This is a genomic window from Nesterenkonia ebinurensis, assembly GCF_008711175.1.
GTDB classification, from domain to species: domain Bacteria; phylum Actinomycetota; class Actinomycetes; order Actinomycetales; family Micrococcaceae; genus Nesterenkonia; species Nesterenkonia ebinurensis.
Window position 1 is genome coordinate 285,964 of the sequence record NZ_VWNF01000032.1, and the last position, 12,525, is coordinate 298,488.

Below are 12,525 nucleotides of genomic sequence, written 5' to 3' on the forward strand. Positions count from 1 at the left end.
TATCTCGGTGATGATTCTGATGTGCCAACTCGTCATATTCTTCTCGCCCTGAGCGTGGTCACTCTGTGGGGCCTGAACTTCATCGCCATCCACTTCTCTCTGGAACATTTCCCGCCGCTTTTCCTGGCAGGGCTGCGCTTTGCCATCCTGGCGATCCCCGCCTTGCTGTTCGTTCCCTGGCCTGGGGTCAAGGTGAAGTACCTGCTGGGCTACGGCTTAGGCTTCGGCACCGTGCAGTTCTTTGGGCTGTACCTGGGGATGGCGGCAGGGTTTCCCGCCGGACTGGCCTCACTGGTGCTTCAGGCATCGGCTCCGTTCACCGTGCTGCTGGGCGCTCTGCTGCTGAGCGAAAGGATCAGCGGACGCCGGGCGGTGGGCATCGCAGTGGCCGTGGCTGGGTTGGTCACCGTGGGGCTCTCCCGAGGCAGCATCGACGGGTGGGCGCCGTTCCTGCTCGTGGTGCTCGGCGCTATGGGCTGGGCGCTGGGGAATCTGGCCTCCCGGCAGGCACAGACTGACCGACCGCTGGCTCTGGTGATGTGGATGACCGTGGTGCCCCCGCTGCCTCTGCTTGCAGTATCGCTGGTCGTTGAGGGACCGGGGCAGATCTCCTCGGCTGTGACCTCGTCGTTCAGTCTCCAGGCGTTGCCGGCTTGGGGCGGGCTGGTCTACACCATGGTGTTCGGCACGGTGGTCGGCTCTGGTATCTGGGTGTGGCTGATGCGCAGACACCCTGCAGGAGTGGTAGCACCATTTTCCATGCTCGTCCCAGTAGTGGGCATCCTTGCCGCCTGGTCCATACTCGGGCAGATACCCACCTGGTGGGAGCTGCTCGGCGGTGTTCTGGTGCTGAGCGGTGTCCTCTGGTCCTCTACCCAGGCCCGAACTGGTCTGTTGCCCAAGCACCAAGAGGCGCTGCCGGAAAGGGCCCCTGCACGCTCATCTCCCGGCCAGGACCAGTGATCACGCTGGGGAGTGCAGCTCACCCGACCTTGCGGTACTTGCGGTGGATGGTCTGTTTGGTGACGCCGAGCAGAAACCCAATCTCGCCCCATTTGAGTCCGGAGTGGCGGGCTTTGCGCACGGCAATCTCCTCCCGGCGAGCAAGCTCCTTCTTAGCTTCAGCCACGGCTATGAGTTCCTGCAGCACGTTGTCACCATCTTCAGTCCCTACTGCGGTCTTCATGTCGTCAGCATATGCTGACATTGCCGCCCCCGCCAGAGTCGTCCACTCTCAGCGGAACCAGGCGCCAGCAGCCACCCGATCCGAAGGAAACGTCTGGGAGGATGGAGGCATGTCCAAGCGGCGGAAGAAGACGCGCGGGAATCCGCAGCGGAGGGATGACAGCACGCCCAAGAAGCGCATAGCCAAGCCGACACCGGAGGATCAGGGCTCGCCGCGAATTCTGGTATACGCACTCCTGGGCATCACGCTATTCATGGGGCTCTACTTGCACGCCTACGCAATGCCGCAGCTCACCTACTTCGCCGACGGGCTCTCCATGCCTGGGACCCGGATTGCCGGGTACGACGCCGCCGACATCCTGGCACTCCAGAACGCCTTTGAGGATGACGCCGCAGGACAGCTGAATTTTCTGCACAAGACCGCCGGGATCATCTTCCCGGTGGTGTTCTTCCTGGCGACCTGGGCGACCCTGGGCCTGTTGGCCAAGGGATCCTGGCGTTGGATTGTGGTGGCCGGGGCGGCCGGCTTCGCCGCGGTGGACATCACCGAGAACTTCCTGATCGACGCTGTGCTGGGTCAGAGGCCACCGGATGAGCAACTGGTGACCCTAGCCTCAGTCTTCACTCAGGTGAGCTGGGGTCTACTGATTGTTCTGGCAGCGACGGTAGTGGGCGTCGTCGTCCGTGATTTCGTCCTGAGCGGCCGAACACCACCAGCCCGTTGAGTGGGTGATTTTACGGAGTACTTTGCTCCGAATTCCGGCGCAATTTCCCGTACAATCATGCATCGGCGCAGCCAGGCACCCGGTACCATGGACTGGTGCTGTTCCCAGCACCCCGCCTCAGTAGCTCAGGGGATAGAGCAACCCTCTCCTAAAGGGTAGGTCGCGCGTTCGATTCGCGCCTGGGGCACTTTCCCGCCCCCTCCTCTGTGCGCGATGAGGAGGAAAATGGCCAGCTCTCTTCAAACGTCAGTGCCACAGCAACCACCTGGACCTCGTCCTGATAGACAATGCGCCCAGGTGAAGCAGTGCGCAGCTCCACCCATGGCACATCGTGTTCGTCCAGCAGTTCCAAATAGTCTGCGGTACGTTCGAGAAGTTCAGTCGCTTCAGCTCGGAACCAAGATCGAGCTCCACGATTCACCGAGGGATCAAAACAGTCAGGGACGACGTTGGTTGGGTCAGCGTAGGCTTCATTGAAGTAGTCGTTGGTTTGTCGCACCAATGCCGCTATATCACCGCCGAGGCGCCCCTCGTGAAGTAAGCCATTGACTAGTGCAAAGACACCAGGAAATTGCCCGTGATGATTAGGAATCATGCTCTGAAACCGGATGAACACCCCCTCAGCTTACGCGCGGCCCGCACCCAAAGGTCCACGAATCACCAGTGCGCCAGGGGATCGTTTGAACGCGCAGTCTCGCCAGACTGCGGATCGTCCGCTGGATTGAACGCACCTATCACCGAAGGAGAAAACAGAAGGAACTTGGCCGTTTGCCCCCAGTCGCGTTCGAGGAGAAACTACTGACCCAGGCCCTGTCACTAACGGCCTGAATAAGAAACCCAACCTCACCTATTCCTGTACCAGCCCCAACTGTCCTGATGCTGTAAATAAGACCCGGGAAACGGCGACCGTGGTCCCCATTTTGTTTACTCGCCTCGCGTAGGTGCGTTGAGTACCCGTGCCAGTACCGGGTTGGTTGAGGTGACCCCGAGTTGTATCAGCAACAGCCCCACGGTGAGCACTATGATGATTGCGAGGACGAACAACGGTGCGGTGGCCAGTGCCATGAACACCATCCAGAATGCGAGTACTGCAGCTGCGATGGCTGAACCAATGACTGCGATGTTGGCAGTCATTGTGACGCGAAGCCGACGAGACCTGTTGAGGTCTTTTGCGGGCATGCCGATACGGTCGAGCGCGATGTAGAGTTCGCGGCGCTCGATGACTGCTGCGGTCTGGGTGATCGCGATCTGGCAGGCCACCACGAGGAACGAGACCGTGACCAGCGCAATCACCATGGTGCGGGCATCGGCGAACATCAACAGTTGGTCGGTGGTCATGATCTCTCTGCTGGCGCTGTTCTGAATGGTGTCGAGGTAGCCGAGCATGCTGCCTGCCGGGATGAGCACGAATGTGGTCAGAGCGAGGGCTGAGGCCTCCTGCCATGCGGTACGCGGGTTATCGATGATGCTACGGGAAGCGATCAATCGAGTTGGATCAGCTGTTTTTCTCGCTCGTGAGTGTGCTAGGCGTGAGACTATGAATGGGCCGACCAGGCCGAGGACGCCCATGACCGCAAGCACTGCGACGGCCAGAACGATAATGAGCACGACTGCGCCCCACCCGTCGGAGGCGGTTTGCATAATGAGCACCGCAATGCCGAGCACGGCGACTGCGGCGAGCAGGCGTAGCCAGCTCAGTCGCGGTACGTCTTGTCTGGTGCGTACTCCTAGGGGGGAGAGCATGACCTGACGCAGGCCGAGCATTCCGCTGATTCCAGCCAGAGCGACCAAGGCGGGAGGAATCGCAACGGTGAGCCACCAGGGCAGCCAGAGTTCGGCTGCCTGGAGTGGTTCTCCGTAGACAGTGAGCAGACCCAGAACGAAGGGCAACGCTGCCGAGAAAACTGTGCCGATGAGCACACCCATCGCCGCGATGACGGTCACCTCTGTGACGGCGATACGTCGCACCCGTGCTGAGGTCGCACCGAGTAAGCGGAGCGTGGCCAGGCGGTCGTCTCGGCTTCGGGCGGCAAGCCTAGCTGTGGCGGAACCGAGAGTGATCAGTGGCACGATCAGCAGCCCGACCAGGGATACGGCCAGCACCGTGTAGCCGACTTCATTGGTGGGGGTGTTCCAGAAGGCGATCGCGAGCATGATGACTGCAAACGTCAGCAGGGTGGTGACACCGGATGCGAGCAGTTGTAAGCGAGTGAGCGTTGCCGAAGTCCCGCTGGGGCGAATCAGGAGCAGGGCTGCTGAGGTGCTCATCGTGTGGCCTCGATTCGTCCATCGAGCATGCGCACGGTGCGGTCGCAGCGTGCCGCAACCTGTTCGTCGTGGGTGACGATGACAAGAGCCCGGTCTGCGCCGTCGTTGGTGGCCAGCAGTGCGTCGAGCACCTCTTCGGCGGTGCGGGAGTCCAGCGAGCCGGTCGGCTCATCGGCGAATATGATTGTTGGGTCGGTGACCAGGGCTCTAGCGATCGCGACACGTTGTGCCTGACCACCGGAGAGTTGTCCAATACGTCGCTCACCGAGACCTGCAAGCCCGAGCCGTTCCAGCCCGCTGTTTGCCTGTTGTACTGCCTCCGTCCGACCGCTTCCCAATAACAGCAAGGGCAGGGCGATGTTTTCCTCAGCAGTGAGTTCGGGGATCAGCATGCCCTGCTGGAAGACGAACCCGAATCGGTGCAGCCGGAAGGCTGATCGCTTTGCTTCCGAGAGCGTGGTGATGTCGTCGAGACCTTCATCGTCTGGTCGGCGCAGAATCACTTTCCCCTCATCGGCGGAGATGATGCCAGCAATAGCGTGCAGCAGGGTGGATTTGCCTGATCCGCTGGGACCCATGATCGCGACTGCCTCACCGGGGTAGAGGTCGAGGCAAGCTTTGGACAAGGCTTGGGTCTGACCGAATGCCTTGCTGAGGTTCTCTGCCCGAAGCAACCAGTCAAGAGTCTGAGCGCCTGCTCGGCTGTGTTGGGAGTCGGTGGTTGCGCTCATGATCCTGCCCTTCCGTAGCTGGTTTCGTGCACGTCTTCCACGCTAGAAATCAGACCCAGGACCTTGACACCACCCGTGGGTGGAAAATCGAGGAGCCTTTCCACCCACGGGTGGTGGTCTCGGACTCTGCTCGCTCATACCGTCGATAATGGGATAAGAGTCGATCACGAGCACGGAAAGGGTGACGGGAGCTTTGCGCGCTGATATAGCAGTGAATGTGACCGTGGTGCAGCGACCTGCGCTGGTGCGCTGGCTCGCGGCCCGACCACGCATCTTTGATGTCCTCATCATCCTGGTCTGCACTGCTCCCATGGTCACTGCACTGGTGATCGTCTCACCCGCGCACGCCTGGCTCGGCTATCTATGTGCGGTAGGGGTCGGTGCTGCTTTCTGGTGGCGACGCTCCTACCCGCTGCCTGTGCTGCTGATCGCTGTAGGACTCGCAGCGCTGAACCCTATCGGCGCAGCAGGCACCACAGTCGCGGCATTCGAGAGTTTCTTCGGTGTCTACACGCTCGCGTCTTTGACGAGGCTGCGTACTGCGATCCTGGGATATCTGGTCAGCGAGGTTGTGATCTTCGCCGTATCCGGAATCACGATAATCCTGGGGTTCCGCGACGAGTTCCCGGCGGTGCTGCTGCAGCCGATCGCGTTGACTGCACTTGCCATTGGAATTGCTGTGCGCGCGAGCCGCGCCCGCCACACCGCTCTGGCAGACATGGTCACCATGCGCGAAGAACGAGCAGCGGCAGCCGAACGTGCCCGGATCACCGCAGAGATGCATGATGTAGTCGCTCACTCGGTCACCGTGATGGTTGCCCTAGCCGGTGGCGCGCGTGCAGGTTGGCAGAAGCACCCCGAGCGAGCCCGGAAATCACTCGAACAGCTTGGCGATGTCGGTGAGTCAGCGCTTGAAGAAATGCAGCGCATCCTCCGGCTGCTCCGAGACAACGATGACGCTCTCGATGCTGACCTGGAGCTTTCTGGTCACAACGTCCCGTCTATCGAGGAGCAGGTCGAGGTATTCCGCACCGCTGGCCTTCCCGTCACCCTGGTCGGCACGGACACCATGTACACCCACGAACCGGCGCTGCGCACCACCGTCCACCGCATCGTGCAGGAAGGTCTCACCAACGCGCTCCGGTACGCTCAGGAGGCAAGCTACGTTGAAGTCGCCATCCATCAGGGCAAGGATCGTCTCACCGTGTCTATCACCGACAACAGCAAGCCCGGCCCGGCTACCACCAGGCTCGGGGCAGGGGTCGGCTTGCGAGCCATGCGCGAAAGAGCAGAGGTATTCGGCGGCACACTCGAATCCGGACCACTGGCCAGCACTGACGCTGCGCCGGGCACCGGCTGGCGCACCCGCGTAAGCATCCCGTTGAAAAGTGCTGAACCCACATGAACACGTCAGAGCCAGACACTCTGCGAATCGTCGTAGTCGACGATCAGCCCCTCGAACGCGCCGGAAACGCACTCATTCTCGACTCCGGCGACCACCTCGAAGTCATCGGCGAAGCCGACAGCGGCGAAACCGCAATCACCCTCATCAGCCAGGACATTCCTGATGTCGTACTCATGGACGTGCGTATGCCAGGCATGGATGGTATCGAAGCCACACGCATCATCACCAGTGTTCATCCCTCCGTTAAAGTGATCGTGCTGACCACCTTCGACCTCGACGCCTACGCCTTCGGCAGCCTCCAAGCAGGAGCAAGCGCATTTCTTCTCAAAACCACCAGGCCCGAAGCATTGGTCGAAGCAGTAAAGACCGTTGCATCAGGAGAGGCAGTCGTCGCGCCCCGCATCACCACTCGGCTCATTGAGCACTACCTCGACTCACCAACAGACATCGCGCAGGAAAACCGGCCTGCTTCCCTTCCATCGGCGCAACTGGAAATACTGAGTTCACGCGAAAAAGATATCTTCACCGCCATCGTGCGCGGACTGAACAACGCCGAAATCAGCGCAGAGCTTCACCTTGCTCAGTCCACAGTCAAATCACACATCAACTCAATCTTCGCCAAACTACACATCCGCGACCGAGTGCATGCGGTCATCCTCGGCTACGAACTTCAACGTGCCAGAAACGAATAAACAACCTCAATTATCATCTAAACGCAACATCGACATCTAACCGCATTATAAACATATCAAATGACGCGTTACTACACAGAGCTAAGAACCCGTGCAGTCGTGAAAGTAGTTGCATCTACGTTTGGATCGTCACTTCAGCCGGTCACGACTCTCTGCCGTGTATGTCTCGTTTAGGAGCCGCGTGAACGTCGAATCCTGAGCCATCGACTGGTCGCCAATGTGCGACACCGATATTCCCGGCGTCCATGAGTTCATCACGACTGCCGAGGCCGACATACCGGCGCTTATGCGGAATTTCACATAAGCGATGTAGTTGGTGAGGTTGCGGAAGCCCAGGGCGGAGCTGCGGAGGTGCTCGACAGCCCGGCAGACGAGCACCGCTCGGGATCGGATTCAAGGCGCTGCCCGACGGCTTGCAGGCCGAGCTGGTCGAGGCGGCAGAACATGGTCAGGTCAGGGGGCGCGAAGGTAGCGTCAAGCACGTCGAGGTCTTCCGGATGGGTGGCGTAGGAACCTCCATCCTTGGAAGACCTCGATCTCTACCCGGGTACCGACGCTCCGACCGCTACACCCTAAACTGCGAAGAGCCAGCTTCGGACGTTACGATTCAGAAGTGCTTGTCGTACTGCGAGGCAATTCCGGCTCTGGAAAGAGCACTGTCGCCGCCGCCCTGCAACGCGCGTTGGCGCCACCGGTAGCCATACTTGAACAGGACTACTTCCGGCGGATTATCTACGACGAACGTGAGCAGGAGAGCATGGCCCACGCGAAACTACTTGAAGTTGCGGCAAACCATTGCCTCTCGTCGGGCCATCACGTCGTCCTCGAGGGCATCCTCAACGCTACGCGGTATAGCACCATGCTCGAACGTGTAGCTGAGACGGCTGGCGACACCCGGTTCTACGCGTTCGATCTGTCCTTCGAAGAAACTGTGCGGCGTCACGCGGGCAGAAGGCAAGCAAGTGAGTTTGGCGAAGACCAGATGCGTTCCTGGTATCACGGCTGGCAGCCACTTTCCTTCGTTCAAGAGAGGCGGATAGGGCCGTCGGAAACCTGCGACCAGGTGGTCCAACGAATTGTGGCTGACACCTGATGCTGAAGAACCTTAAGCCGATCGTTCAATGAAGCAGCGCGACCATTTGCCGCACCCAGGAGAAGGTCCAAGGGCCGACAGATCGCAACACGATTCTGTCCGTGCTCTATGAGGGCCGTGGCGAATGAGAGTCCTGGACCCTGGCGTGGTCGTCGAACTGCTTGCCGGCGACCTTGATCCTGACTTTCTGGGCGAAGAAGAGCTCGCGGCGCCCCATCTGATCGGCACTGAGGTCGCCCATGTGTTGCGAGGTCTTCTTCACTGCCACGTGCTCACCAAAGAGCAGGGCAACTTCGCGATGGAGGGCTTCAGCAGTCTGACGATCACAAGATTTCCCGCCGACTGGCTTCGGCCGCGGATATGGGCCCTGCGGAATAATCTGAGCGGCTACGACGCCACTTACGTCGCCCTTGCGGAGAAGACCAACGCAACTGCCCTTATGACCCACCGATGCCCGCTTGGCCCGCGCACCTGGCATCGAGTGCAGGATCCAGCTGTTGTAGGCGATCGTTCAGCGGGCAGGCATGGACTGCCCCGTAAGCGGATCGCTCTACGGAACGCTTGGTGGCGGCCCCGCTCACGCGGGCGAAGGCCGCCACCGAGTGTCAGAAGAACCCCGTCATTTAAACGTGGAAGTCACACACGGGTGCATCAGGTGCTGTGAGAGCGACCGAAAACCTGACAAAACCCCTCAAAATAGAGGTCAAGCCCACTCCAGCGTAAAACTGGACGGGTGGATGAGTCGAATCTGCTGTATCTGCGGGCGAGGCAGACGTCTCGCCGACCCCTTGAGAACACTGCGGATCAGCGTTTTCACCGGCTTCCGGCGGTTTGAGAAGATCCACGAAGGTGCACTCATTCTTCGTCCTCTCCCCCGCCGGGTGGGGTGCTGAGGGTGTCCTCCAACCACTCCTGGAACTCCTGATCAGCCTGGTGGATCAAGCCCGGCAAGTTGCCCTGCTGGTGCATCATGAACAGGACACTGGTCAGCAGCTGATCATGCTCGCCGCGCTCAGGGAAGCTCACGTAAACCCGGGCAAGTTCGCTGTGCGGGTCCGCCTCCGGCTCAATCAGATCATCACCGTACTCCCGGTCGGTATAGGGATTACGCCCCGACTCAATCTCTTCAACTATCTCCGCAGAGAGCGACTCCGGGTCACCTGCCGCACAGATGACACCGCGCGGCAAGTCCTCATCATCCGGGGCCACCCCCACTGCAACGCCCTGGATGATCTGCCCCGCCACCACCTCACCTAAGCAGTCCAGGTAAGGGGCGAACCGCTCGTCCTCAGCCGCACTGGAGCCCTCTTCCAGGTCCACGCCGTGCCTGGCGTACACCAGGGCCTTATCATCAATGACAACTTGCGGGAAGAAGACCACCAAGTGGCTCAGCTCCACATCATCTGTCACACGCAGCACATCTTCGCCCTCCCAACCACGCTCGGTAAGCTCGGCGTGCAGAGCATCGGCGTCCAGATCCCCGATGAGTGCACCGCTTGCCTCTGCCGAGAACCCTACTCGCAGCGCCTGATCGAGCGCATAGAGGTCCAGCGGCAGCCCGTCCAGCCGGCCCTGCATCAGGTACGGACCGAGATCATCGAAGCCCACGGCCAGATCCGCAGTGCTCCACCGGTAGTCTCGCTCCCGCGCTTCGAGGTCCTCCTCGCTGAGCTCTCGGAACCACTCCATATCAGTGAAAGCCACATAGGGCTCCTCTGGCGCAGGCACCTGATCCATCGCCTCGGTCATATTGGTGCCGCCTCCGGCACAGGCAGAGAGCACGACGGCGCCCGCAGCACCACCCAGCAAACTCATCAGCTTCCGTTTCATACCTCTCTCATATCACGCCTGGAGCCTGAGAGGCACCTAGTTGTAACGTTATTTCATTAGTAATGTATTATGCGCAATATGGTTTCAGCTTTTGAGGGTCTCACAGCGCTGCAGGGTCGGCTGCGTTCCCTGCTGCCCAGCCTCAAACCCGGACATGCCGCCGTGGTGGAGTTGATGATCCAGGAACCACTGTTTGTACTTGACGCCACCGCACAGCAGATCGCCCACCGGGCCCAGGTTTCGGCCGCCACTGTGGTCCGGGCTGTGCGATCAGCCGGATACTCCGGTCTGCCGGAGCTGAAGAAGCATCTTGCCCGAGCCACCCACGGCCAGGACAGCAGTTCAGCAGCCCGGAGCCTGAGCCAATCCACCACCTCAGCAGAGCTGACAGAGGTCATCGTGGCCAGTCACGCCGAGAGCCTGCGTGCAGTACACGGCACTCTGAACCAGCACAACCTGGCACGGGCCATCAGCACTCTGCGCACCGCCCGCCGAGTCCAAGCCACCGCCGCTGGAACCTCCCTGCCAGTTGCCGCCGACGCCGCATTCAGGTTGACATTTGCCGGACTGGCCGTCCAACACACCGAAGACTCCTACTCAGCGGTGTTGGCCGCCGGGCTGCTCACCGATCAGGACACGCTGATCGCGGTCAGTCACTCCGGCGAGACCCCACAGACCATGGAGGTGGTCAGGGAAGCCGCCTCCAGCGGTGCCACCGTCATCGCCATCACCAGCTACTCCGAATCCACCCTGGCGCGCGCTGCAGAGATCGCTCTGGTGGCCCTGGGCTCCGGCCACGCTGAGCTGCTCACCGAGTCCTCCAGCAGGATCGCCCATCTGGCCGTGGTGGATGTGCTGCACGCAGCTCTGACCATGGACCTGCCGGCCGAAACTCCCCACCCATGAGCGCGGCAGCTTTGGCTATGGTGCTGGCCGCCGCCGTCTTTCATGCGGTCTGGAACCTGGCCGCCAAAACGGCTCAGGGCGATACCACTGTGTTCGTATGGCTCTACTACTCGCTGGGCTGCGCCATCACCCTGCCGGTGGGCATCGTCTACGCGGTGACCACCGGGGCCAGCTACGGCTGGGAGCTGCCGCTGGCCTCCTTAGTCACTGCACTGCTGCATATCGGATACGCCATGCTGCTGCAGACCGGGTACCGCAATGCCGATCTGGGCGTGGTCTACCCGGTGGCACGCGGCGTCGGCCCAGTGCTGACCATTATTGTGGCCGTCTGCTTCCTGGGTGAGCGCCCGGAGGCCTTGGCCCTGTTCGGCGGTCTGATCGTGATCGGCGGGATTCTGACCGTCACCGGCCGGAAGCTGTTCCAACGCTCCTCCGGGCTGACCACCGGCCTGCTCTACGGTTCGGCCACCGGGGCCGCAATCGCCACCTACACCCTGTGGGACAACTTCACCGTCAACACCTTAGCCGTGGACCCGATCATCTACTTCGGCCTTGGCGGACTCATCCAGTCCGCCCTGATGCTGCCCTGGTTGCTGACCAGGCGTGAACACATCCGCCCCACCCTGCGCACTGACCTGCGCCCGGCAATCGTCATCGCTGCACTGTCACCGCTGGCCTACATCCTGGTGCTCTATGCGATGACCTTCACCTCAGTGGCTCTGGTGGCTCCGGTGCGAGAATCCTCAATCATCATCGGGTCCCTGCTGGCCTGGTGGTTCTTCAAAGAGCAGGATCCGCTGCGCAGAATTCTGGGCGCGGGCATCGTGGTCATCGGCATCTCACTGATCGCCCTCAGCTGAGAACAGCTGAGTACGACGACGCCTACTGATCCTGGCCGCGGATCCAGTCCGGCAGTCCACCACCGTCGCCGGGGTTCTGCCCACCAGGGCCGTGCTGATGACCCGCAGCCCCATGCCCAGGCGACTGACGAGGCGGATAGCCGCCCGGCCCAGGCGGCCCGTAGCTGGGAAACTGCTGATAGCTGTGCCCAGGAGCCTGCCCCAGTGGCCCACCCCACTGCTGGGGAGAGCCACTCGCACCTCCTGGCGGGAGGTCGTATCCGATCGGTGCACCGATGCCAGTGCGCTCCAGCGGCACGCCGAGGAACAGGGCGATCTCCCCGGCCTGCTCCAGCAGGGGTTGCTGACCGCCAAGCCCACTGCGGCGCTGCTTGCCGATGAGCACCTCGGAACCGTCACGCATCACCACTGCCAGATGGGAGACCCGGTAACGGGAGGTGCCGTTCTTATTCCGGGTGATCCGTTCCTCAGTATGCAGGTGCAGGTGGTGGGCTGCGGCGGCGTCGAAGGTTTGCTCCTCTTTCTGCAGGCCGAACCACTTGCTCAGTGTGCTGTGGCTCTGCCCGTAGCGGGCCAGGTGGGCGTGGTTGCGCTGGTTGCCACCCGTTGAGAGGATGCCGAAGCCTAAGAAGAACAGCGGCATGGCCAAGATCCACCAGGGGGTGGGCATCCGCTCGGACTGGTAGTGGGCCCAGAAGATGGACCCGCCCACAAAACAGGCGAAGACGAACCCGAAGAGTCCGATGCCTAAGCCGAGGCAGGACTGGGCGCCGCCACCGCTGCGCAGTTCAAGGGAGTTGTTGTCCTCGCTGTACTGTATCCGCATGCTG

General features: G+C 61.3%; 13 protein-coding genes, 1 tRNA gene and 1 pseudogene. 9 read left to right on the forward strand and 6 right to left on the reverse strand.

Features of this window, described 5'->3' with window-relative positions:
- Nucleotides 1-21 precede the first annotated feature (21 nt).
- Entirely contained in the window at nt 22-963 is a 942-nt protein-coding gene (locus F0311_RS10755) for an EamA family transporter (protein ID WP_150461928.1), read from the forward strand.
- A gap of 19 nt (nt 964-982) precedes the next feature.
- On the opposite strand, the gene F0311_RS10760 is transcribed toward F0311_RS10755, so the two are convergent.
- Nucleotides 983-1,186, reverse strand: a complete 204-nt coding sequence (locus F0311_RS10760) for a hypothetical protein (RefSeq protein ID WP_150461929.1) — start codon at nt 1,184-1,186, stop codon at nt 983-985.
- On the opposite strand from F0311_RS10760, the gene F0311_RS10765 reads away from it, so the two are divergent.
- From F0311_RS10765 to F0311_RS18515, 3 genes and pseudogenes are all read left to right on the forward strand, one after another.
- Nucleotides 1,185-1,910 (forward strand): hypothetical protein, encoded by a 726-nt coding sequence (locus F0311_RS10765; RefSeq protein WP_150461930.1) that lies wholly within the window; start codon nt 1,185-1,187, stop codon nt 1,908-1,910. The two genes, F0311_RS10760 and F0311_RS10765, sit on opposite strands and share 2 nt — an antisense overlap.
- A 114-nt stretch (nt 1,911-2,024) precedes the next feature.
- Nucleotides 2,025-2,097: transfer RNA gene (locus tag F0311_RS10770), tRNA-Arg, on the forward strand.
- 497 nt (nt 2,098-2,594) lie between these two features.
- Nucleotides 2,595-2,738, forward strand: a pseudogene (locus F0311_RS18515) (IS3-like element ISAar45 family transposase); the annotation flags it as partial.
- Between the two features lie 96 nt (nt 2,739-2,834).
- Here the strand turns inward: F0311_RS18515 and F0311_RS10780 are convergent.
- Both F0311_RS10780 and F0311_RS10785 read right to left on the reverse strand, forming a co-directional pair.
- Complete coding sequence (locus tag F0311_RS10780) at nt 2,835-4,178, reverse strand: FtsX-like permease family protein (protein WP_150461931.1); 1,344 nt, start codon at nt 4,176-4,178, stop codon at nt 2,835-2,837.
- Nucleotides 4,175-4,909, reverse strand: coding sequence for an ABC transporter ATP-binding protein (locus tag F0311_RS10785; RefSeq protein ID WP_150461932.1), 735 nt, complete (start codon nt 4,907-4,909; stop codon nt 4,175-4,177). The genes F0311_RS10780 and F0311_RS10785 overlap by 4 nt, the downstream gene beginning before the upstream one ends.
- Nucleotides 4,910-5,135: 226 nt before the next feature.
- On the opposite strand from F0311_RS10785, the gene F0311_RS10790 reads away from it, so the two are divergent.
- From F0311_RS10790 to F0311_RS10800, 3 genes are all read left to right on the forward strand, one after another.
- The gene (locus tag F0311_RS10790) at nt 5,136-6,314 is read left to right on the forward strand and encodes a histidine kinase (RefSeq protein WP_191089873.1); all 1,179 of its coding nucleotides are present in this window, start codon (nt 5,136-5,138) and stop codon (nt 6,312-6,314) included.
- The gene (locus F0311_RS10795) at nt 6,311-7,006 is read left to right on the forward strand and encodes a response regulator transcription factor (RefSeq protein WP_191089874.1); all 696 of its coding nucleotides are present in this window, start codon (nt 6,311-6,313) and stop codon (nt 7,004-7,006) included. The genes F0311_RS10790 and F0311_RS10795 overlap by 4 nt, the downstream gene beginning before the upstream one ends.
- A 613-nt stretch (nt 7,007-7,619) precedes the next feature.
- Entirely contained in the window at nt 7,620-8,099 is a 480-nt protein-coding gene (locus F0311_RS10800) for an AAA family ATPase (RefSeq protein ID WP_191089875.1), read from the forward strand.
- 106 nt (nt 8,100-8,205) lie between these two features.
- On the opposite strand, the gene F0311_RS18080 is transcribed toward F0311_RS10800, so the two are convergent.
- Together F0311_RS18080 and F0311_RS10810 are read right to left on the reverse strand one after the other, a co-directional pair.
- The gene (locus tag F0311_RS18080) at nt 8,206-8,367 is read right to left on the reverse strand and encodes a hypothetical protein (protein WP_191089876.1); all 162 of its coding nucleotides are present in this window, start codon (nt 8,365-8,367) and stop codon (nt 8,206-8,208) included.
- Between the two features lie 587 nt (nt 8,368-8,954).
- The gene (locus F0311_RS10810; protein WP_150461935.1) at nt 8,955-9,929 is read right to left on the reverse strand and encodes a hypothetical protein; all 975 of its coding nucleotides are present in this window, start codon (nt 9,927-9,929) and stop codon (nt 8,955-8,957) included.
- 78 nt (nt 9,930-10,007) lie between these two features.
- On the opposite strand from F0311_RS10810, the gene F0311_RS10815 reads away from it, so the two are divergent.
- Together F0311_RS10815 and F0311_RS10820 are read left to right on the forward strand one after the other, a co-directional pair.
- Nucleotides 10,008-10,835, forward strand: a complete 828-nt coding sequence (locus F0311_RS10815) for a MurR/RpiR family transcriptional regulator (protein ID WP_191089877.1) — start codon at nt 10,008-10,010, stop codon at nt 10,833-10,835.
- On the forward strand, nt 10,832-11,695 hold the full coding sequence (locus F0311_RS10820; protein WP_150461937.1) for an EamA family transporter: 864 nt from the start codon (nt 10,832-10,834) through the stop codon (nt 11,693-11,695). Before F0311_RS10815 ends, F0311_RS10820 begins: the two co-directional genes overlap by 4 nt.
- A gap of 22 nt (nt 11,696-11,717) precedes the next feature.
- Here F0311_RS10820 and F0311_RS10825 read toward each other — a convergent pair whose 3' ends face one another.
- Nucleotides 11,718-12,521, reverse strand: a complete 804-nt coding sequence (locus F0311_RS10825; RefSeq protein ID WP_150461938.1) for a hypothetical protein — start codon at nt 12,519-12,521, stop codon at nt 11,718-11,720.
- Nucleotides 12,522-12,525: the final 4 nt, after the last annotated feature.